Source organism: Campylobacter avium LMG 24591, assembly GCF_002238335.1.
GTDB classification, from domain to species: Bacteria; Campylobacterota; Campylobacteria; order Campylobacterales; family Campylobacteraceae; genus Campylobacter_D; species Campylobacter_D avium.
Window position 1 is genome coordinate 176,529 of the sequence record NZ_CP022347.1, and the last position, 18,417, is coordinate 194,945.

An 18,417-nucleotide genomic window follows, 5' to 3' on the forward strand; every position below is an offset into this window, starting at 1 on the left:
ATGATAAAAACTACAAATGTAATCTCAACAAATAATTCTGATAAGCATGTAATCGATAATTATCATTTTAAGGTTTTATCTGAGTTTGCGAGCGAACAAGAGCAAAATCAAAGACAAGAACAAAGTCAAAGTGCAAGTATTCAAACTGAGCAAATGCAGGTAAACCAGGATACGCAAGACGCACAGCAAGATGAACTTCCTGCCAGCCAAGCTACACAAACAAATACTTTTCAAAACGCTTTTGTAGAGGATTTGCTTAAAAAAACTGATGAAATGTCATCAAATATCATAAAGCTTCAAATGCAAATTGAGAGCCAAGAAAGCGAATTTAATAATAGACTTAATACAGAGCTTGAAAACGCCAAGCAAAACGCACAACAAGAAGGCTATGAAAAGGCTAAGGCAGAATTTGAAAAAGAACTTAATGAAATCAGTGAAAAATACCTAAAAAGCATAGCAAAGCTTGATGAGGCTTGCCAGAGGCTGGATGGCTTTATAGAAAAAAATGAAAAAGAGCTTGCTAGCACCGCCATAGATATAGCAAAAGAAGTTATTGCAAAGGAGCTTGAGGAGTCCTCATCAAAGATTGCTCTAAATTTAGCACAAGAACTTATGCAAGAGTTAAAGGGTGCTTCTAGCATAGAGCTTAGGGTTAGTCCTCTTGATTATGACTTTGTAAAATCAAAGTTAAGCGATGTAAAAAATCTTAAAATTTCGCTAGATGACGCTATTTCAAAGGGTAGCGTTATAGTTTTAAGCGATGTAGCAAATATAGAATCAAATTTAAATAGCCGCCTAGATAAAATCAAAAAAATGGTAAATCAATGAAAGATTTGCTAAAAGCAAATTTAAAAGACCTTGATGTAAACGAACTACAAGAACTTGCCGAGCTTCTTAGACAAAAAATTATTTCAGTGGTTAGCAAAAACGGAGGGCACCTAAGCTCAAATTTGGGCACAATAGAGCTTAGCATAGCTATGCACTATGTATTTGATTATAAAAAAGACCCTTTTATTTTTGATGTCTCTCATCAGGCTTACGCACATAAAATTTTAAGCGGTAGAGGGGATAAATTTCACAGCATAAGAACCTTTAAAGGACTCAGCGGTTACACGAAAGAAAGTGAGGGAGATTATTTTATAGCTGGGCATTCAAGTACTTCTATATCGCTTTTAGTCGGTGCTTGCAAGGCCATAAAGCTTAAAAATGAGGATAGACAACCAATAGCTTTAATAGGCGATGGGGCTATGAGTGCAGGTATGGTTTATGAGGCTTTAAATGAGCTTGGAGATAAAAAATACCCCTGTGTTATCATTTTAAATGATAATGAAATGTCCATTTCAAAGCCCATAGGAGCTATCTCAAACTATCTTTCCCAAGCTATGTCAAGCGAGTTTTACCAAAAATTCAAAAAAAGAGTTGAAAGAATGCTTGATTTCTTTCCTCAAAGCGCTACTTATATGGCAAAAAGATTTGAAGAAAGTTTTAAGCTCATCACCCCTGGCCTGCTTTTTGAAGAGCTTGGGCTTGAATATATAGGGCCTCTTAATGGGCATGATATAAAAGAGCTTATAAGTACGCTTAAAAAAGCAAAGGCCATGAAAAAACCTTGCATTATACATGTTCAAACCATAAAAGGCAAGGGCTATGAGCCAGCCGAGGGTAAACACGCTAGCTGGCACGGCGTGGGTGCTTTTGATATAAACACGGGAAAGGCTATTAAAAATTCGAGCAAAAAATCAGCCACCGAGCTTTTTTCAAACTATCTTTTAGAATTAGCTTCTATTGATGAAAAAATAGTAGGCGTAACAGCTGCTATGCCAAGCGGAACAGGACTTGATAAGCTTATAGAAAAATACCCTGAGAGATTTTGGGATGTAGCTATTGCCGAGCAGCACGCAGTTACTTCTATGGCAGCTATGGCTAAGGAAGGCTTTAAGCCTTTCGTGGCTATTTATAGCACCTTTTTACAAAGAGCGTATGATCAAATCATTCACGACTGTGCCATTATGAATTTAAATGTAGTCTTTGCCATAGATAGAGCAGGCATTGTTGGAGAGGACGGCGAAACTCATCAAGGAGCCTTTGATATAAGTTTTTTATCAGCCATTCCAAATATCACTCTAGCAGCTCCAAGAGATGAAAAAATGCTTAAAAACATTATGTCTTATTCTTTAACGCACAAGGGAGTTTTTGCCTTTAGATACCCAAGAGGAAGTTTTTTGCTAGATGATGAGTTTAAAGCTGGTGAGGTGAAATTTGCAAGGGCTGAGCTTTTGGAACATTCAAATTCTAAAATAGCTTTTCTAGCTTATGGACAAGGGGTTGGCAAGGCAAAAAAAGTGCAAGATGAGCTAAGCGGGGAGGAAAAATTTGCGAATTTGGTGGATTTAATCTTTGCAAAGCCTTTGGATGAGGATTTTTTAAAAAACTTAGCACAAAGAACTAAACTTTGGTTTGTCTTTAGCGATAGTGCAAAAATAGGCGGCATAGGCTCTTTGCTAGCAAATTTTTTACAAAAATACGACCTAGATATTAAGCTAGCAAGCTTTGAATATGAGGATAGTTTTATAGCTCATGGTTCTTTAGCGGATGTGGAAAAAGACTTAGAGCTTGATACGCTTTCTCTTAGCAAAAAGATAATGCAAATAATAAGCAAATAATAAAAAATATCAATAAATATATTTTGTGTTAGTATTTTTCTTGTATAATCAGGAAAAATTAAGGATTTGCCATGGAACTTATACAGTTACTTAAAAAATACGATTTAAAGGCCACTCCACAAAGGCTTTGCGTGCTTAAAATTCTAAAAAAACACGAACACCCAAATATAGACGAGCTTTACGAACAAGTTAAAAATGAATACCCTTCCATATCTTTAGCCACAGTGTATAAGAATCTTCATACATTGCAAGAACAGGGCTTGGTGGTAGAGGTAAATGTGCCAAATCAAAAAGCTTATTATGATATATACGAAGAGCCTCACATGCATATAATTTGTTCAAATTGTGGCAATATCAGCGACTTGGATTTTAAAGATACAAATTTGCTTTCTTATCAAGAAGAACTAGAAAAAAAGCTAGGCAGCTTTATAAATAAGCTAAATATCAGTGCATACACAGACACTTGTTCATCTTGTATGGGTCTTAAATGAAAAAACAAGACAAAATCATAGCTATGTTTGATGATATATCGCCTAGCTATGACAAGGCAAATCGAATTTTAAGCTTTGGTGTTGATGTAAGTTGGAGACAAAGGGCTTGCAAAAAGGTTTTGCGTTGTTTTGATTCTAAAAATGCTTTGAAAATTTTAGATGTAGCTTGTGGCACAGGTGATATGATACAAAGCTGGCAAGAAAGTGCTAAGAATTTATCTAAGAAAATATCCTCGATACGAGGCGTTGACCCTAGCGGTGGTATGCTTGGTATTGCCAAGTCTAAATTTAAAGACATAGAATTTATACAGGCTTTGGCACAGGATTTGCCGATTAAAGACAAGGAAGTTGATATACTTAGCATAAGCTATGGCATTAGAAATGTGGTGCAAAGAAAAGAAGCCTTAAGTGAATTTGCAAGGGTGCTTAAAAAAGACGGAATTTTGCTTGTTTTGGAATTTACTAGACGAGAAAAAGGCGGCTTTGTGGCTATTTTCAGGGATTTTTATCTAAAATACATCCTGCCTAAAATCGGCGCTTATCTTAGTAATAATAAAGAAGCTTACGAGTATCTACCAAATTCTATAGATGATTTTCTAAGCAAAGATGAATTTATGCAAGAGCTTAGGGAAGCTGGTTTTGAAATGATGTTTTACGAGAGCTTTAGTTTTGATGTAAGCTCTATGTTTATAGCAAGGAAGCTTTAATTTGTAGCTTACCAAAAGATGAGTAAGTTGCAAGTGCTTAATTTCTTCTTAGCTTTTTGAAAAAAGATTGATTATGAATGTTAGCGAGTTAAATTTAAAGGCAAAAGCCCTACTTGAAGCCCATTTTGACAATATCTCATTAAGCGGGGAATTATCTAATATCACCGTACATAGCTCAGGGCATTGGTATTTTGAGCTAAAAGATGATAAAGCAAGCATATCTTGCATTATGTTTAGGGCAAATAACTCAAAGCTAAATTTTGTGCCAAAAGCAGGAGATTTTTTAGAGCTTAGCGGCACTGTAAGCTTATATGCTGAAAGCGGACGCTATCAATTCATAGCTAAAAATATGCAAAAAGCAGGCTTAGGAGATTTGGAAGCTAAATTTTTAGAGTTAAAAGAAAGGCTTGAAAAAGAAGGGCTTTTTGATGAGAAATTCAAAAAAAAGATAAGCCCTTTGCCCCAAAAAGTAGGCATAATAAGCTCATTTACTTCAGCAGCTCTTGAAGATATGTTAAAACTTATCAGGCAAAAGGAGTATTTTTTAGCTAAATTTTATCTTTTTAATGCCCTAACTCAAGGCTTAAATGCTCCTGCTTCTATCATAAAAGCACTTAAAAAGGCTGATGAAATGGGACTTGATTTAATCATCATAGCAAGAGGGGGCGGGTCTAAGCAGGATTTGTTTTGCTTTAATGATGAAGCTTTGGCTAGAGAAATTTTTAAGGCTAAAACGCCCATAATTTCAGCCATAGGACACGAGATAGATTATGTGATAAGTGATTTTGTAGCTGATTTAAGAGCTCCAACCCCGAGTGCAGCTATAAATTTAGCCTTTTTTTCAAAGGATGAATTAGCTCAAAAGCTTGATAATTTAGAGGATAGATTAGTTTTTTTTATGAAAAATATCTTAGATAAGGCAGAGCAAAGTCTTTCATTTTGCGAAAAAATGCTTAAGGCAAGATCGCCCAAAGAGCTTTTAGATCAGAAAATAAAACAGCTAGTGCTTTTGCAAAAACAGCTTAATTTGCTCATAACTTCAAAAATAAATACTAAAAAATCCTTAGTAGAAAAATTTGAAAATGCTTTGTCTTTGCATAATAACTTTTTTGAAAAAAGCAAAAATCTAGTTTGCATACAAAAAAATGGTAAAATGCTTCCTTTAAAAGAGTTAAAAAGTGGCGAAATCGTGGATTTGTTGAGCTTTGACTCCAAAAAAGAGGCTAAAATTTTATAAAGGATAAAAATGAGAGTGATAAATTTCAGTGCAGGACCATCAACCCTACCGCTAGAAGTCTTAAAAGAGGCACAAGATGAGCTTTTAAGCTATAAGGGCAAGGGCTTTTCGATAATGGAGATAAGCCATAGAACTAAACTTTTTGAGGAAGTGCATTTTGAGGCTATGCAAAATGTAAAGAGTTTATATAAGCTTAGCGATGATTATGAGGTTTTGTTTTTACAAGGTGGAGCGTCTTTGCAGTTTGCTATGGTACCTATGAATTTGAGCTTAAACGGAGTTTGTGAGTATGTAAATACGGGAGTTTGGACAAAAAAGGCTATAAAAGAGGCTAAAATTTTAAATGTAAATTTAAATGTTGTAGCAAGTAGCGAGGAGGATAATTTTTCACATATACCTGATGTTAAATTTAGCGATAATGCTGATTATGCTTATATTTGTTCTAATAATACAATTTATGGCACCCAGTATCAAAGCTATCCAGACACTAAAGCACCTTTGGTAGTGGATGCTTCAAGTGATTTTTTCTCAAAGGAAGTTGATTTTAAAAATATAGCTCTTTTTTATGGAGGCACTCAAAAAAACGCAGGAATTTCAGGACTTGCCTGTGTCATCATAAGAAAGGATATGCTAGAAAGAAGTGCTAGCAAAAACCTGCCTTCTATGCTAAAATACAGCATTCACAACGAAAACAAGTCCCTTTTTAACACTCCAAACACCTTTGCCATATATATTTTTGCTCTTGAGATGAGATGGCTTTTAAAACAAGGTGGGCTTGCGAAGATAGATGAAAATAACAAAGCTAAGGCAAACTTACTTTATGAGTGCATAGATAGTAGTGAGGGCTTTTATACCGGCTTTGCAAGAAAAGAGGATAGATCTCTTATGAATGTTAGCTTTAAGAGTAAAAATGCTGAGTTAGACGCTTTGTTTGTAAAAGAAGCAGAGGCAAATTCTATGCTTGGTCTAAAGGGACACAGACTACTTGGAGGGCTTAGAGCTAGTATTTATAATGCCATTACTTTAGAGCAGGTAAAAGAGCTTTGTGCTTTTATGAATGAGTTTAAAAAGAAGTATGCTTAAAATAAAAAGAAAGGCTAGTCTTTCCAAAGCTTTTAAATTTTTTTCTGCTAAAATCCTTTAGCCTTTGTGGGCTTTCGTGTTTGCTGTAGTGTTCTAGCACGAAGCCCTTTACATTTTTTGTATCTATTTTTTCTAAAAACTTGTAAATTTTTTCATATATATCTTTGAAATTTTCTCTTATATCAAAGGGTGGATCAAGATAAAGTATGATGTCTTTTTCCTCAAGTAAGCTAGGCAAAAGTAAAAAGCAGTCTCCTTGCAAAACCTTTATAGCTTCATCATCTAAGCTTTTAGCATTTTTATAAGCTATATCATAAGCTTTTTTATCAAGCTCTATAACGTAAGCTTTTTTAGCATAAGCACTCAAAGCACTAGCCGCCATTAAGGCACTTCCGCCAAAGCATTCTATAAAGGTAGAATTTTTTAGCTCATTTTGCAAGCTGTTAAAAACGCATTCTCTTACTATGGACTTTGTGCTTCTTGTAGTGCTTAAATCTGGCAATAAAAGCTTTTTGCCCTTAAATTTACCAAAGCTTATATTAGCAAAAAGTTTCATATCTTTTCATTTATAGCATTTATAAGGGTTTGCTTTAGTTTTGATATGGCATTATCTATATCTTGTTGATAAGCTTTCCTAAATTCATCGGCGATTTTTTCTATCCTATCTTCTAAAATTTTCTTTTTTTCTTCCGCTAGTTTTAGGGCTAGTTCTTTCAAACTTTCATCAAATTTTTGCAAAGAGCTTAAAAGCTCATCTTTGCTAAAGGGCAGTGAGAGGTGCTGGGAATACTTGTTGATTAAAAATTGAGGTTTGTTTATATCTAGCTTTTCATCACAAACCAAAAAATCACATTCTTTCTTAAGCACTAAAAAATCTTTTAAAAACAGCATAAGCGTTTTTTCTAAGATTATATCTTTGCATTCTAAGGCTATTTTCATCATTTTTTTCACTTTTAACAAGATTTATTGTTTTTTTGTATTATAATACATTTTAAACTACAATTGCAAAGGTAAGGACATGAAACTCTCATTCAAAATAATCACCTACATCGTAGCTGTGTTTGTCGTCATTATGGCAACCTCTATATATTCGAGCTTTAGAAGTCTTTCATCGAATGTAAACAAGCTTCATGATTTAGTCCAAAGCACGGTTTTAGACGCTTCCTATACCACTATAAACATCACTATGGGCATAGAAGCACAACAACACTTAGAGTATATAGCCTCAGTTATGAAAAATATGCCTTCATCGAACATAGGAGACATTAGAAGGGCGATTTCAAGAATTTCAGGAGCAGTAAAATACCCAGATATGTTTATAGTTTATGAAAATGGAAATTATATAAACGAATCTTACACTCCGGGCAAAGTAAGCTTTAGTGATGCTTATACCTCCATTGATATGGATATGAGAACTAGGCCTTGGTATGTAGAGGCAAAGGCAAAAAATGGCTTTTTTGTTACAAATGCTTACATATCTCAAGCTGGCTCTACAAAGGGTAAAATGGTAGCTACCGCTTCCTTGCCTTTTTATGATAGCAATGATAAATTCGCCGGTGTGGTTGCTATGGACATTATAGTAGATGGTTTTCAAGAAAGATTTAAAAATTTCTCAACGCCTATTTTCCCTTCTTTAAGAGTTATGATTTTTGACTCAAATTTCGACATAATCTCTCACCCAAATTCAAAGCTAGTTATGGATAATTACGATACACCTACTGAAAAATATCTAAAAGACAACAAAGGCAATGTTGGAGAGAATTTTGTTATCGTAAATAACGAAGGTATAGCATCATATGTGCATTACAAGAAATTTCCTTTTGGTTGGAGTATGGCTGTTAGTGCGAGTATAATTGACTATGAACGAGCGGTTAATAACGCTGTTTTACAAGACATTGTGCTTGGTATTATTATGCTTATTATTGGAAGCTTGATTTTAGTTTATATCATTAGGAGATTCTTAGCACCTTTAGGCAATATAAGCACTTCCTTAGCACAGCTCTTTGCTTTCATAAATCACGAAAGCAAAAACGCACCTAGCATAAAGCTTTTAAATTCAAAAGATGAATTAGCTCAAATGACAAGGCTAATGGATGATAACATCAAAAGAACTAAGATAAACATGGAGGATGATACAAAGCTTGTAAATGAGGTTGTATCGGTGGTCGATGAGGCTAAAAAGGGTAAATTTGGAACCATTATAAGCCAAAATTCTAAAAACCCTCAAACAAACAAGATAAAAGATAGTTTAAATGAGATGACAAATGCTCTTACAACTTTGCTAGGCTTTGATTTATCAAAACCTGCGAGTGTTTTTGAGAGTTTCGAGAAAAATGACTTTACAGCAAGGATAGAAAATCCTCAAGGCTTGGAAAAAGGTGTAAATTCGCTAGGTGATTCCATAGCATCTATGCTAAAAACCTCAGCTTCCTATGCAAACAAACTCTCAACCAGAGCAGATGAATTAAAAGAATCTATGCAAAAACTAACAGATGGTTCAAAAGCTCAAGCAAATTCACTTGAACAATCTGCAGCTGCAGTAGAAGAAATAAGCTCATCCATGCAAAACATCTCAGGTAAAACAGAAGATGTTGCAAGACAAGCTGATGATATAAAATCAATAGTAGAAGTTATAAAAGATATAGCAGATCAAACAAATCTACTTGCCCTTAATGCAGCCATAGAAGCTGCACGTGCAGGAGAACATGGACGTGGCTTTGCTGTTGTTGCTGATGAAGTAAGACAACTTGCAGAAAGAACAGGTAAATCCTTAAGTGAAATAGAAGCTAATATAAATTTATTAGTGCAATCAGTAAATGAAGTAAGTGAATCTATAAGAGAACAAACAGCAGGTGTTACTCAAATAAATGAAAGCATAGCTGAACTTGAAAGTGTAACTAGAGAAAATGTATCTGTAGCTAATGATACAAATTCTATAACAGAAGAAGTTAATACCATAGCCTCTGATATATTAACTGATGTTAATAAGAAGAGGTTTTGAAAATATAAAGGAGGGTGAAGGCCTTCCTTTTTTCTTAATAAATCTTTTCAAATACTACTAAGACCTAAGCTTTTTAGGCCAAAATTTTTAACAAAAAAATAAAACCAAAAACTTTAGAAATAGTTTTTAAAATTTAAAAACAGTATGCAAAAAGGTAACAAAAAAATGAATTTTATATTGTATTTTAATGTCATTTTTGATACCATCCTTGAAAGATTATTTTAAGGGATAGCTTTGATAAAACTTGAAAATGTTAATAAATACTTTGACAAACATCATGTCTTAAAAGATATAAATCTTACCATACAAGAAGGCGAAAAGTTGGTTATAGTAGGGCCTAGCGGCTCTGGTAAAAGCACCACTATAAGATGTATGAACGGCTTAGAAGAGGTAAGTAGCGGCAAGGTGATTATCAACGACATAGAGCTTAACCATAAAACAAAGCTCACCATATGTCAGAAATACTGCGCCATGGTTTTTCAGCATTTTAATCTTTATCCACATATGACGGTTTTGCAAAATTTAACCCTAGCACCTATAAAACTTCAAAAAAGAAGTAAAAAAGAGGCCGAGGAAATAGCTTATAAGTATCTAAAAGTGGTTGGTTTGGAATCTAAAGCTGGTGCGTATCCTAGCTCTTTAAGCGGCGGGCAACAACAACGCGTGGCTATTGCAAGGTCGCTTTGCACGCAAAAAAAGATTATTTTGTTTGACGAGCCAACTTCTGCGCTTGACCCTGAGACCGTGCAAGAAGTTCTTGATGTTATGAGGACTATATCACATGAAAAAGGTACAACTATGGTTGTGGTTACTCATGAAATGGGCTTTGCTAAAGAGGTTGCTGACAGGGTAATTTTTATGGAGGACGGCAAGATTATAGAAAGCGATACTCCTAAAAATTTCTTTGAAAACCCGAAAAATGAAAGAACAAAGATATTTTTAAGTAAAATTTTAACTCATTGAAAGGACTAAATATGAAAAAAATTTCTTATTTTATCGCAACTCTTTTTATAGGAGTTTTGCTGGCAGCTTGTTCGTCAGAGCAAAGTTCTAGTAGTGCTAACACAATGGAAGCTGTTAAAGCTAGAGGAACTTTAGTTGTTGGAGTGAAAAAGGACGCACCTAAATTTGCGCTTTTAAATCCTAATACAAATCAAATAGAAGGCTTTGAAATCGATATGGCAAAGCTACTTGCAAAAGAAATTTTAGGCGATGAAAATAAAATCAAACTAGAACCTGTTACTGCTAAAACCAGAGGGCCATTACTTGACAACGGAACATTAGATGTTGTTATAGCGACCTTTACCATAACAGAAGAAAGAAAAAAGACTTATAATTTTTCTAAACCTTACTATAGCGATCCTATAGGGTTTTTGGTTTTAAAAGAAAATGGTTTTACTGACTTTAAAAGCTTAAATGGCAAGGTTATCGGCGTGGCACAGTCAGCTACCACAAATGCAGTTGTAGCAAGAGTTGCTAAGGAGCTTGGCATAACTGTTGATATAAAAGAATTTCCAGATTACCCTTCTTTAAAAGCAGCTTTGGATTCAAAAAGAATAGACGCTTTTTCAGTTGATAAGTCTATCTTAAGAGGATATTTAGATGATAGCAACGAAATTTTAGCAGATAGCCTAGACCCTCAAGAATACGGCATAGTAACAAGAAAAAGTGATGAGGCTTGGAGCAAGTTTGTAAATGACTTTGTTGCAAATAATGCTCAAAAGATAGACGAACTAGCTGTTAAATGGGATTTAAAATAAATTTTAGGAGCGAATTTGGACAACTCACCTTTTGCGCTTTGGCGTTGGGCTGATACCTTAGCACACATTGATATTTTTGTAGACGGCTTTTTATATACGCTGACTGTGGCTTTTTTGGCTCTTTGTATATCCTTGCTTTTGGGTATATTTCATGCTTTGTTAGCCACTTCTAGGATAAAGATATTTGTGCTTTGGGCTAGGGTTTATGTTGAGTTTTTCCAAAACACTCCTTTGCTTATAAATTTATTTTTTCTATATCTTGTCTTGCCTGTCGTGCCTTATGTTGGCGTAACTTTAGATGTTTTTACTATAGGTGTGATAGGCATTGGAGTGTATCATGGTGCTTACATGAGCGAGGTTATACGAAGTGGAATTTTATCTATCCCAAAAGGTCAGTTTGAAGCGGCACAGTCGCAAGGCTTTAACTATACTCAAACTATGTTTTACATCATATTGCCTCAGACGCTCAAGATTATTTTACCTCCCTCGACAAATCAAGCTGTAAATTTGATAAAAAACACCTCGGTTCTAGCTATCATAACCGGTGCAGAGCTTATGTATAGGGTGGATTCTTACGCACAGTCTAGCTTAAATTACGCTCCTGCTTATATCATAGCCGGGCTTTTTTATTTTAGCATTTGTTACTGCTTGTCTTTTCTTGTGCGAATTTATGAAAATAAGCTTAAAAGGGTTTAAATGCACTTGATTGACTTTTATGCTTTATTAAACGGACTTTATCTTACCATAGTTATGGCATTTTTTGCGGCTGGCGGGGCTATAATATTTGGCTCTATTTTGGCTGTACTTAGAAACTACGGCGGATTTTTATCTTATTTTGCAGGCCTTTATATAGAAATTTTTAGAAATACTCCTTTGCTTTTGTGGATGTATGCGGCTTGTTTTGTCTTGCCTGTGCTTTTTAAAATTCCAGCAAACTACGCTGTTCTAGGTACGATAGGCTTGTTTTTGTATACTACTTCTGTTATGGCCGAGATTATAAGAGGTGGTTTAAATGCCATTCCAAAAGGTCAGTTTGAAGCGGCACAGTCACAAGGCTTTAGCTTTACTTTTACCTTGTGGTATATAATCTTTCCGCAGTGCTTTAGGAAGGTAACCCCAACCATACTTTCTCAGTGTGTAACTACTATAAAAGATACATCCTTTCTAGCAGCCTTAAATGTCGCTGAGCTTACGAATGTATCAAAGGATATAATAAGCAGGTTAAAAAACTTTGACGATATTATAAGTGTTTTTATAACGGTTGCTGGGCTTTATTTTATAGTGTGTTTTTCTTTATCAGTCTTAGTAAGATACTTATCAAGGCACAATAAATTTTAATTAGCCACCCGTTTGATAAAAGGCTCTTGAGGAAATTTCCTCATTTTCCTCGCCCCATTTGTTTTTTTCGGGCTTGTTTTTAATAACTGTGTATAAAATTTCACTAGCCTTTTTAATATCTTTGTTTTTAACGGCTTCCTTTATGCTTAAAGCCTCATCAAAATACAAACAAGGTACCAAAAAACCCTCAGCAGTTAGGCGAATTCTGTTGCAAGTGGTGCAAAAATTAGAACTATGTGGATTGATTATCCCAAAGGTGTAATCATCTGCTGTGTAAAGATTTACGGGCGATTTGTTATCTTTTTCTTTTTGTGAAATTTTGTATTTTTTAGCTAGAATTTCTTTGATTTGTGTTTCATTTAGGCCTTTAAGTTGGCCGTAAGCGTGAGTGTTTTCCATAAATTCTATAAAGCGAATTTGTATATTTTTAGACCTTGCATACTCAAGTAAGTCAATAAGCTCATCATCGTTAAAGCCCTTTAAAACAACAGTATTTAGCTTCACTATAAAACCAAGCCTTATAGCCTCATCGATAGAGCTTAAAACGGTGTCTAAAATATCTTTTTGTGCGATTTTTTTAAGCTTGCAAGCCTTAAGGGAATCAAGAGAGATGTTAATTCTCTTAAGCCCTGCGTCTTTTAGGTCTTTAGCCTTTTGTTTTAGCAAAAAAGCATTTGTAGTAAGGGCTAAATCAACAGTGTTTTTATAAGAAAAAATCATCCTGATAAAAGTATGCAAATCATCTCTTAGCAGGGGTTCTCCGCCTGTAATTCTTATCTTTTTAATCCCAGCATCAATGGCCATTTTTATAAAGCAAAAAAGCTCATCAAAGCTTAGCGCATCCTCATTAAATTTGGTATCAAAGGGAATTTTTGGCATACAGTAAAGACATCTAAAATTACAGTTGCTAGTTACTGAAACTCTTAAATAATCTATAGTTCTTGAGTAAGAATCTACTAGCATTTTTATTCCAATAATTTTTTGAGCTTTAATGTAAATTCAACATTTCCCGTGCTAATCCTTAAATCCTTAGCTATTTGTTCTATGCTTTTTCCTTTTTGGAATAAATCAACTATCTTTTGTTCCTCATTTTCGTAGCTTGGGGTGAGCTTGCCCATATTTTGCGTTTTTTGTTCAAGGTTTGTAAGGCGATTTTCTTGCTCATTTTGAAATTCCTCTATGACATTTTCAAAACCTTTTAAACTCTTTAAAATAGGTAAGATCTTGCTATTTACTTCCTTATCTAGCAAGAAATTAATCTCCTCTTTTATTTCCTTTGTGTATGAGTTCATATCAACTGTGTAGTTTTTTTCATCCAAATCTTTTCTTATATAATGAATGCTTTTGTTTAGGTCTTCAACCGCGCTTTCAAGTTTTTTGATATTTATAGAATTTTCCTTATCCTTTATGAAAACATAAGCCACAAGAGCAAGTATTAACACAAAAACAAAAATCAAATACAACAAATCCTCACTCATTTATTTTCCTTTTTCTGTCTTGTAAAAATTCTCTTTGCATTTGCGCCACAAAAGAATCATACAAAATTTTATCATCATTTTTAAATTTCACTATCTTAACAGTTCTGTCATCCACGGCCTTTGTGAAAAATGCGATGTCTTGGCCTTCTATGCTAAATCTCATATAATAAATTTCATTTTCCTTAAGCAAGGCATCTGCAAGGCGCATATACTCATAATGTATAGCACAAATAATGCTAGAATAAGACAGCTCAAGCAAGTTATTTTGCTGTTCTATCTTGGCTTCAAGTCTTAGTATGTCGTTTTTTAGCGAAAGCAAGAGATTAAAAATCAACTCTTCCCCCTCGCTAAATTCAATCTTTGCAGCCATTTTTTTAAAACGAGTAAGCTTTGAGTTGAGATTTAGGGCAAAATATTCTTGTAAAAACCTATCTTCTTGCTTTGAGTTTTCATCAAAGCTAACGCCAATGCTGCTTTTAAACAAAGTTAATTCCACAGCAAATCCACCCAAACAAAGATAAGAAATAAAATGCTTAAATAGCCATTAAGAGTAAAAAAAGCCCTGTCTATGTGCTCGAAATTTTTTCTTACTATCCTTTGTTCAAAGAACAAAATCACGGCACAAAGTGCTATACCAACAAAGCTTATAATGCCAAGCTTAGCTATGTATGCAAAAAGTAGCCAAAACACTACAGCCAAAGCATGAGAACAAGCTGACATGAAAAGCGTTGCTTGAACTCCAAATTTAGCAGGGACTGAAAAGAGATTTTTCTCTCTATCATAGTCTATGTCTTGCAAGCTGTAAAGCAGGTCAAAGCCAGCCGTCCAAAAGCTTATGCCAAGACATAAAAGTACGCTGTAAAGTTCTATTTTGCCCAAAATTATAACGCTTCCAGCTATGGAAGCAAGCCCTAAACAAAAGCCTAAAACAAAATGCGCTAAAGATGAAAATCTTTTAAAGGTAGAGTAAGCACCAAGTATCAAAAGCACTAAAAAAGAAAGATAGAAGGCTAGAGAGTTTATAAAATACGAACTTATGATGAAAATAAAAGCATTTACAAGTATAAAAATCAAAACGCTAAATCTATCTATCTTTCCGCTTATATTTGGCCTGTTTTGACAACGAGGATTGTCCTTGTCGATATCCTCATCTAAAAATCTATTTGTAGCCATGGCGAAATTTCTAGCACTAACAGCACAAATGAGAGCCAAAAATAAAAGTTTAAAGCCAAACCAAAGGCTGTCATTCGCCATTTTAGAGGCCACTAAAATCGAGACAAATAAAAAAGGTAATGCAAAGATTGAATGCTTAAATACGACAAGCTCAAGTAAGGTATCAATTTTCCTGTAAAGTTCTTTCATTTAAACCGCTCTTTGTGTATTTTTGTTATCATTATACTAAAAATTTCAAGGAAAATATCAATGTTTTTTGAATTTGCTATTTTAGCTAGTACAGCAAGTGGCAAAAGTGCTCTAGCTCATAATTTAGCCTTAAAACATAAAGCTTGCATATTAAGCCTTGATAGTTTATGTGTTTATAAAGAAATCAACATAGCTTCAGCCAAGCCAAGCTTAGAACAGCTAAATGAGGTAAGGTATTTTGGCGTGAATTTATTAAGTGTTGATGAAAATTTTAATGTAGCTTTGTTTTTTAACGAGTATGAAAGAGCCAAAGCTCACGCAAAGGCACACAATCAAGCATTGATTATAGTAGGAGGCACTAGCTTTTATCTAAGGGCTTTAATGCAAGGACTTAGTCAAAAGGTAGAGGATGTTGATTGCAAGTTAAGCAATGATGAGCTTTTTGCCCTGGTAAAAAAGATAGATAAAAATGCGAAAATAGAAAAAAACGATACATATAGGCTTAAAAAATGGTTTAGCATATATGAAAGAACCAAAGAAATTCCAAGCCTTTATCTTGAAAGAACCTTGAAAAAGGCCTTGATTGAAAAATTGCAAATTTTTGATTTAAATTTACAAAAAGACAGGGTTTTAAACAACATAAAACAAAGAACAAAAAGCATGATTGAAAATGGCTTGATTGAGGAGGCAAGAGCTTTATTTAACAAATACGACGCGAATTTAAAGCCGCTAAAATCAATCGGATTAAAAGAATGTAAAGATTTTTTAGATGAAAAAATTTCAAAAGAGGAACTAGAGCTTTTAATCAACACCCACACAGCACAACTTGCAAAAAGGCAAAGAACCTTTAATAAAAAATTTAGCAGCACAAAGATAAACGAAAACGCCTTTGAAGAGATAAGCTTGTGGATAGAAAAGTTAAGGAGCGGTAGGGTTTAAAAGCTCAAGTTTTTGAACACATAGGCTTTTCCAATTTGAGTTTGAGCTTATATTAGTACAAGTTTGCAAGCTTTGAATTTGCATAGCTTTATCTTGCATATCCTCATAAATTTCACTTTGCGTATAAAGTGCTCTGGCTCTATCCTCATCGCTTAGCTTTATTTTTAATAAATCCTTTAAAACCTCAATGGCAGTATTATTTTGCTTTGCCTTTTGTAAGGCGTTAAGGTAGATAAATTCAAGGTCAGGGCTATATACATTTGCTCCTTGTGAATTTTGAAAATCTATAGCCTTTGGAGCATAGGTTAAAATGCTAAGATTTAAGCCCTTTTGCGAGCAGTATAGCAGGAATTCATGGTAAAGTTCCACCATTTTATAATTCATAGGGAAATTTTGCAAATCCTGCAAGGTGGCCATTGCGTCATTATATTCATCCTGTCTTAGCTGTGCTAAAAACTTGACATAAAGGGCGCTAAATTCTTCTTCCTTGCTTTTCATTGTTCTTGAATTTAGTATATTGTTGCTTAATCTTATGACATTTGCGTATTGCTTAGCACTTAGTTCAAGCTCGCTTTTTTGCAAATCATAATATATCTCATCCTCTTGTCTATGTCTATCTATAAATTCTCTTGCATAAGATATATTAGATGTGCGTTTAAAGCACTCCAGCAAGGCCTTTTTGCTTTCTAGTTTTTGGCCTAAATCATAATTTATATAAAGCTCATATATTCTGCTAGCCTCTATGCAGTTATCAGCTTTTATGTTATCATTTAAGTTTTTTAGTGCTGATTTTTCTAGAATTTGCTTAAGCTCGTCGTTGCTGTATTTTTCGATTTCATCTTTATAGGCTAACACAGCCGTGTCGTTATTTTCTTTATCATAAAGCTTCACATCGTATTCTAAAGCTTTGGCCGCTATTTCATTTGCATACTCTTTCATCAAGGCTTGATAACGTTGGTGTAAAAAAGTCGCGTTATTTTCTGGCAGATTAAAGAAATTTCTATCGCTAGCTTCTTTGATTAAAGGTATATACTCACTATCAAAAAACTCTTGCATATACGCATCTAGGTATTTTTTAGTATCTGTGTGTTTGTTTGTTTTTGCAAGCGTTAGTGCTAATTTTCTAAGCGTTGGTTCGTATAACGCATCGTTTCTGTTTAAATTTGTAAGCACGGTTTCATAAATTTGCGAGCTTAAATCATGCTCTTGCTCGGCATTTAGCATATCGGCTAGCTCCAAGCTTCTAGCATTATCCTTGCTAAAATATGTAGGATTAGCCCTTAAGGCCGTGTTTATTAAATTTATAGCTGCATTTTTATCCTTTTGAATTAATGCGTTTTTAGCCAAAGAAAGTGCCGCTCTAGTAGCTAAATCCACATCGCTAACATTGTAATATAAGTCATTATAAATAGGCTGCGCAGCTTGCATATCGCCTAAATTTAGCAAATAATCAGCGTAATCAAGCAGTGCCAGCTGAGCAAAATAGTTGTTTGTATGCTCGTTTCTTAGTATGGAGACTGTGTATTCTATATTTTCCCTTTGTTCTAGTGCCATATAAGCTCTCATGGTGATGTATAAAACCTCAGGAAAATTCACATCACTAGTAAAGGTTCTAGTCCAAAGCCTAGCCTCATCCACCATCTCTTCGATTTTTTCTTGGTCTCTAAAATCATAACCATAAGTATAAAGCTTGTTTTTAGCTCTTAGTCTATAAAGCATAAATTCATTTAAAAATATGCTGCTTGTGTATCTGTTTATAGCGTTTGCAGTATCTGTGATAACTTGTGCATAATTTTGTTTTTCATACTCATTTTTTATACGCATATATGTGTTAATGTCTGCACTTTGTGGAATTTGTACAGGGTTTGAGTTTAAATCAAGAGCACCTATATCAGGTTTTGTAGCGTCTGGAAAAACTATATCAAATTCCAAACCATCATAGTTTTTCACATAAGGCAGCTCTTTGCTAAAAACAAAGGTAAATGCGGTAGAATTTGTGTCTTGTATGTTGTTTAAAACTACATTATCATTATATAAGTCTTGGGCTAGATTATACATTTTGGCCGGAATTTTAGGGCTTATTTTTATATCTGTTCTTAAGTCTTTTTTCGTGAAATTTAAGTCAAAAAATTGAAAGGCTCTATCTTGCAAATTCGTATCTACATTGCCTAAAACAGTGCATTCGAAGTGGTTTTTCCCGTCTATATGTATTTCTTGGCAAGTAAAATTCTCTTCATTTCTTAAATGCAGCACCCCAAAGGCTTGGTCATTTTCTCTACCCGTGTTGTAAAGTAGCTCAAAACAAAAAAGTTTAGAACTTAAAAACAGTGCCAGCAAAATTATCTTTTTCATACTCAA

General features: G+C 34.3%; 18 protein-coding genes and 2 pseudogenes. 13 read left to right on the top strand and 7 right to left on the bottom strand.

Annotation, left to right across the window (positions count from 1 at the left end; genetic code table 11):
• The 6 genes from fliH to serC all read left to right on the top strand — a co-directional run bounded on the left by fliH (nt 1) and on the right by serC (nt 6,181).
• Entirely contained in the window at nt 1–828 is an 828-nt protein-coding gene (fliH, locus tag CAV_RS00915) for a flagellar assembly protein FliH (RefSeq protein WP_094324648.1), read from the top strand.
• A complete protein-coding gene (gene dxs / locus CAV_RS00920; RefSeq protein WP_094324649.1) occupies nt 825–2,663 on the top strand; it encodes a 1-deoxy-D-xylulose-5-phosphate synthase in 1,839 nt (612 codons plus the stop codon). Before fliH ends, dxs begins: the two co-directional genes overlap by 4 nt.
• Nucleotides 2,664–2,734: 71 nt before the next feature.
• Nucleotides 2,735–3,154: a peroxide-responsive transcriptional repressor PerR gene (perR, locus tag CAV_RS00925; protein ID WP_094324650.1), complete on the top strand. Its 420-nt coding sequence runs from the start codon at nt 2,735–2,737 to the stop codon at nt 3,152–3,154.
• Nucleotides 3,151–3,861 carry a bifunctional demethylmenaquinone methyltransferase/2-methoxy-6-polyprenyl-1,4-benzoquinol methylase UbiE gene (gene ubiE, locus CAV_RS00930; RefSeq protein WP_094324651.1) on the top strand — a complete coding sequence of 237 codons (711 nt, stop codon included), beginning with the start codon at nt 3,151–3,153 and terminating at the stop codon, nt 3,859–3,861. Before perR ends, ubiE begins: the two co-directional genes overlap by 4 nt.
• A 73-nt stretch (nt 3,862–3,934) precedes the next feature.
• Nucleotides 3,935–5,098, top strand: coding sequence for an exodeoxyribonuclease VII large subunit (gene xseA / locus CAV_RS00935; RefSeq protein ID WP_094324652.1), 1,164 nt, complete (start codon nt 3,935–3,937; stop codon nt 5,096–5,098).
• Nucleotides 5,099–5,107: 9 nt separating this feature from the next.
• Nucleotides 5,108–6,181 carry a phosphoserine transaminase gene (gene serC / locus CAV_RS00940; RefSeq protein WP_094324653.1) on the top strand — a complete coding sequence of 358 codons (1,074 nt, stop codon included), beginning with the start codon at nt 5,108–5,110 and terminating at the stop codon, nt 6,179–6,181.
• Here the strand turns inward: serC and rsmD are convergent.
• Both rsmD and CAV_RS00950 read right to left on the bottom strand, forming a co-directional pair.
• Entirely contained in the window at nt 6,162–6,737 is a 576-nt protein-coding gene (rsmD, locus tag CAV_RS00945; protein WP_148131211.1) for a 16S rRNA (guanine(966)-N(2))-methyltransferase RsmD, read from the bottom strand. The two genes, serC and rsmD, sit on opposite strands and share 20 nt — an antisense overlap.
• Complete coding sequence (locus CAV_RS00950; protein WP_094325510.1) at nt 6,734–7,120, bottom strand: ornithine carbamoyltransferase; 387 nt, start codon at nt 7,118–7,120, stop codon at nt 6,734–6,736. Before CAV_RS00950 ends, rsmD begins: the two co-directional genes overlap by 4 nt.
• A 373-nt stretch (nt 7,121–7,493) precedes the next feature.
• Between CAV_RS00950 and CAV_RS09285 the strand changes: the two are divergent.
• The 6 genes and pseudogenes from CAV_RS09285 to CAV_RS00975 all read left to right on the top strand — a co-directional run.
• Nucleotides 7,494–8,012: pseudogene (locus tag CAV_RS09285) on the top strand (cache domain-containing protein); the annotation flags it as partial.
• Between the two features lie 780 nt (nt 8,013–8,792).
• Nucleotides 8,793–9,182, top strand: a pseudogene (locus tag CAV_RS09290) (methyl-accepting chemotaxis protein); the annotation flags it as partial.
• Between the two features lie 234 nt (nt 9,183–9,416).
• The gene (locus CAV_RS00960) at nt 9,417–10,145 is read left to right on the top strand and encodes an amino acid ABC transporter ATP-binding protein (RefSeq protein WP_094324655.1); all 729 of its coding nucleotides are present in this window, start codon (nt 9,417–9,419) and stop codon (nt 10,143–10,145) included.
• An 11-nt stretch (nt 10,146–10,156) separates the two neighbouring features.
• On the top strand, nt 10,157–10,942 hold the full coding sequence (locus CAV_RS00965) for a transporter substrate-binding domain-containing protein (protein ID WP_094324656.1): 786 nt from the start codon (nt 10,157–10,159) through the stop codon (nt 10,940–10,942).
• A 15-nt stretch (nt 10,943–10,957) separates the two neighbouring features.
• Nucleotides 10,958–11,638 carry an amino acid ABC transporter permease gene (locus CAV_RS00970; protein WP_094324657.1) on the top strand — a complete coding sequence of 227 codons (681 nt, stop codon included), beginning with the start codon at nt 10,958–10,960 and terminating at the stop codon, nt 11,636–11,638.
• Nucleotides 11,639–12,280, top strand: a complete 642-nt coding sequence (locus tag CAV_RS00975) for an amino acid ABC transporter permease (RefSeq protein ID WP_094324658.1) — start codon at nt 11,639–11,641, stop codon at nt 12,278–12,280. It begins immediately after the preceding gene.
• On the opposite strand, the gene moaA is transcribed toward CAV_RS00975, so the two are convergent.
• From moaA to mqnP, 4 genes are read right to left on the bottom strand one after another with little or no spacing between them, the layout of a single operon-like run.
• Complete coding sequence (moaA, locus tag CAV_RS00980; protein ID WP_094324659.1) at nt 12,281–13,243, bottom strand: GTP 3',8-cyclase MoaA; 963 nt, start codon at nt 13,241–13,243, stop codon at nt 12,281–12,283.
• 2 nt (nt 13,244–13,245) lie between these two features.
• Nucleotides 13,246–13,758 (bottom strand): helix-turn-helix transcriptional regulator, encoded by a 513-nt coding sequence (locus tag CAV_RS00985; protein ID WP_094324660.1) that lies wholly within the window; start codon nt 13,756–13,758, stop codon nt 13,246–13,248.
• Nucleotides 13,751–14,254 carry a hypothetical protein gene (locus CAV_RS00990; protein ID WP_094324661.1) on the bottom strand — a complete coding sequence of 168 codons (504 nt, stop codon included), beginning with the start codon at nt 14,252–14,254 and terminating at the stop codon, nt 13,751–13,753. Before CAV_RS00990 ends, CAV_RS00985 begins: the two co-directional genes overlap by 8 nt.
• The gene (gene mqnP, locus CAV_RS00995; RefSeq protein WP_094324662.1) at nt 14,245–15,120 is read right to left on the bottom strand and encodes a menaquinone biosynthesis prenyltransferase MqnP; all 876 of its coding nucleotides are present in this window, start codon (nt 15,118–15,120) and stop codon (nt 14,245–14,247) included. The genes CAV_RS00990 and mqnP overlap by 10 nt, the downstream gene beginning before the upstream one ends.
• 60 nt (nt 15,121–15,180) lie before the next feature.
• Here mqnP and miaA point away from each other — a divergent pair, with 60 nt between their 5' ends.
• Nucleotides 15,181–16,059: a tRNA (adenosine(37)-N6)-dimethylallyltransferase MiaA gene (miaA, locus tag CAV_RS01000; protein ID WP_094324663.1), complete on the top strand. Its 879-nt coding sequence runs from the start codon at nt 15,181–15,183 to the stop codon at nt 16,057–16,059.
• On the opposite strand, the gene CAV_RS01005 is transcribed toward miaA, so the two are convergent.
• Entirely contained in the window at nt 16,039–18,411 is a 2,373-nt protein-coding gene (locus CAV_RS01005; protein WP_094324664.1) for a DUF7494 domain-containing protein, read from the bottom strand. The two genes, miaA and CAV_RS01005, sit on opposite strands and share 21 nt — an antisense overlap.
• Nucleotides 18,412–18,417 lie beyond the last annotated feature (6 nt).

What these genes read in the sequence shown, in the direction of transcription:
- fliH (WP_094324648.1), top strand. Translation starts at nt 1, where the DNA reads ATGATAAAAACTACAAATGTAATCTCAACAAATAATTCTGATAAGCAT.
- dxs (WP_094324649.1), top strand. Translation starts at nt 825, where the DNA reads ATGAAAGATTTGCTAAAAGCAAATTTAAAAGACCTTGATGTAAACGAA.
- perR (WP_094324650.1), top strand. Translation starts at nt 2,735, where the DNA reads ATGGAACTTATACAGTTACTTAAAAAATACGATTTAAAGGCCACTCCA.
- ubiE (WP_094324651.1), top strand. Translation starts at nt 3,151, where the DNA reads ATGAAAAAACAAGACAAAATCATAGCTATGTTTGATGATATATCGCCT.
- xseA (WP_094324652.1), top strand. Translation starts at nt 3,935, where the DNA reads ATGAATGTTAGCGAGTTAAATTTAAAGGCAAAAGCCCTACTTGAAGCC.
- serC (WP_094324653.1), top strand. Translation starts at nt 5,108, where the DNA reads ATGAGAGTGATAAATTTCAGTGCAGGACCATCAACCCTACCGCTAGAA.
- rsmD (WP_148131211.1), bottom strand. Translation starts at nt 6,737, where the DNA reads ATGAAACTTTTTGCTAATATAAGCTTTGGTAAATTTAAGGGCAAAAAG.
- CAV_RS00950 (WP_094325510.1), bottom strand. Translation starts at nt 7,120, where the DNA reads ATGAAAATAGCCTTAGAATGCAAAGATATAATCTTAGAAAAAACGCTT.
- CAV_RS00965 (WP_094324656.1), top strand. Translation starts at nt 10,157, where the DNA reads ATGAAAAAAATTTCTTATTTTATCGCAACTCTTTTTATAGGAGTTTTG.
- CAV_RS00975 (WP_094324658.1), top strand. Translation starts at nt 11,639, where the DNA reads ATGCACTTGATTGACTTTTATGCTTTATTAAACGGACTTTATCTTACC.
- moaA (WP_094324659.1), bottom strand. Translation starts at nt 13,243, where the DNA reads ATGCTAGTAGATTCTTACTCAAGAACTATAGATTATTTAAGAGTTTCA.
- CAV_RS00985 (WP_094324660.1), bottom strand. Translation starts at nt 13,758, where the DNA reads ATGAGTGAGGATTTGTTGTATTTGATTTTTGTTTTTGTGTTAATACTT.
- mqnP (WP_094324662.1), bottom strand. Translation starts at nt 15,120, where the DNA reads ATGAAAGAACTTTACAGGAAAATTGATACCTTACTTGAGCTTGTCGTA.
- miaA (WP_094324663.1), top strand. Translation starts at nt 15,181, where the DNA reads ATGTTTTTTGAATTTGCTATTTTAGCTAGTACAGCAAGTGGCAAAAGT.
- CAV_RS01005 (WP_094324664.1), bottom strand. Translation starts at nt 18,411, where the DNA reads ATGAAAAAGATAATTTTGCTGGCACTGTTTTTAAGTTCTAAACTTTTT.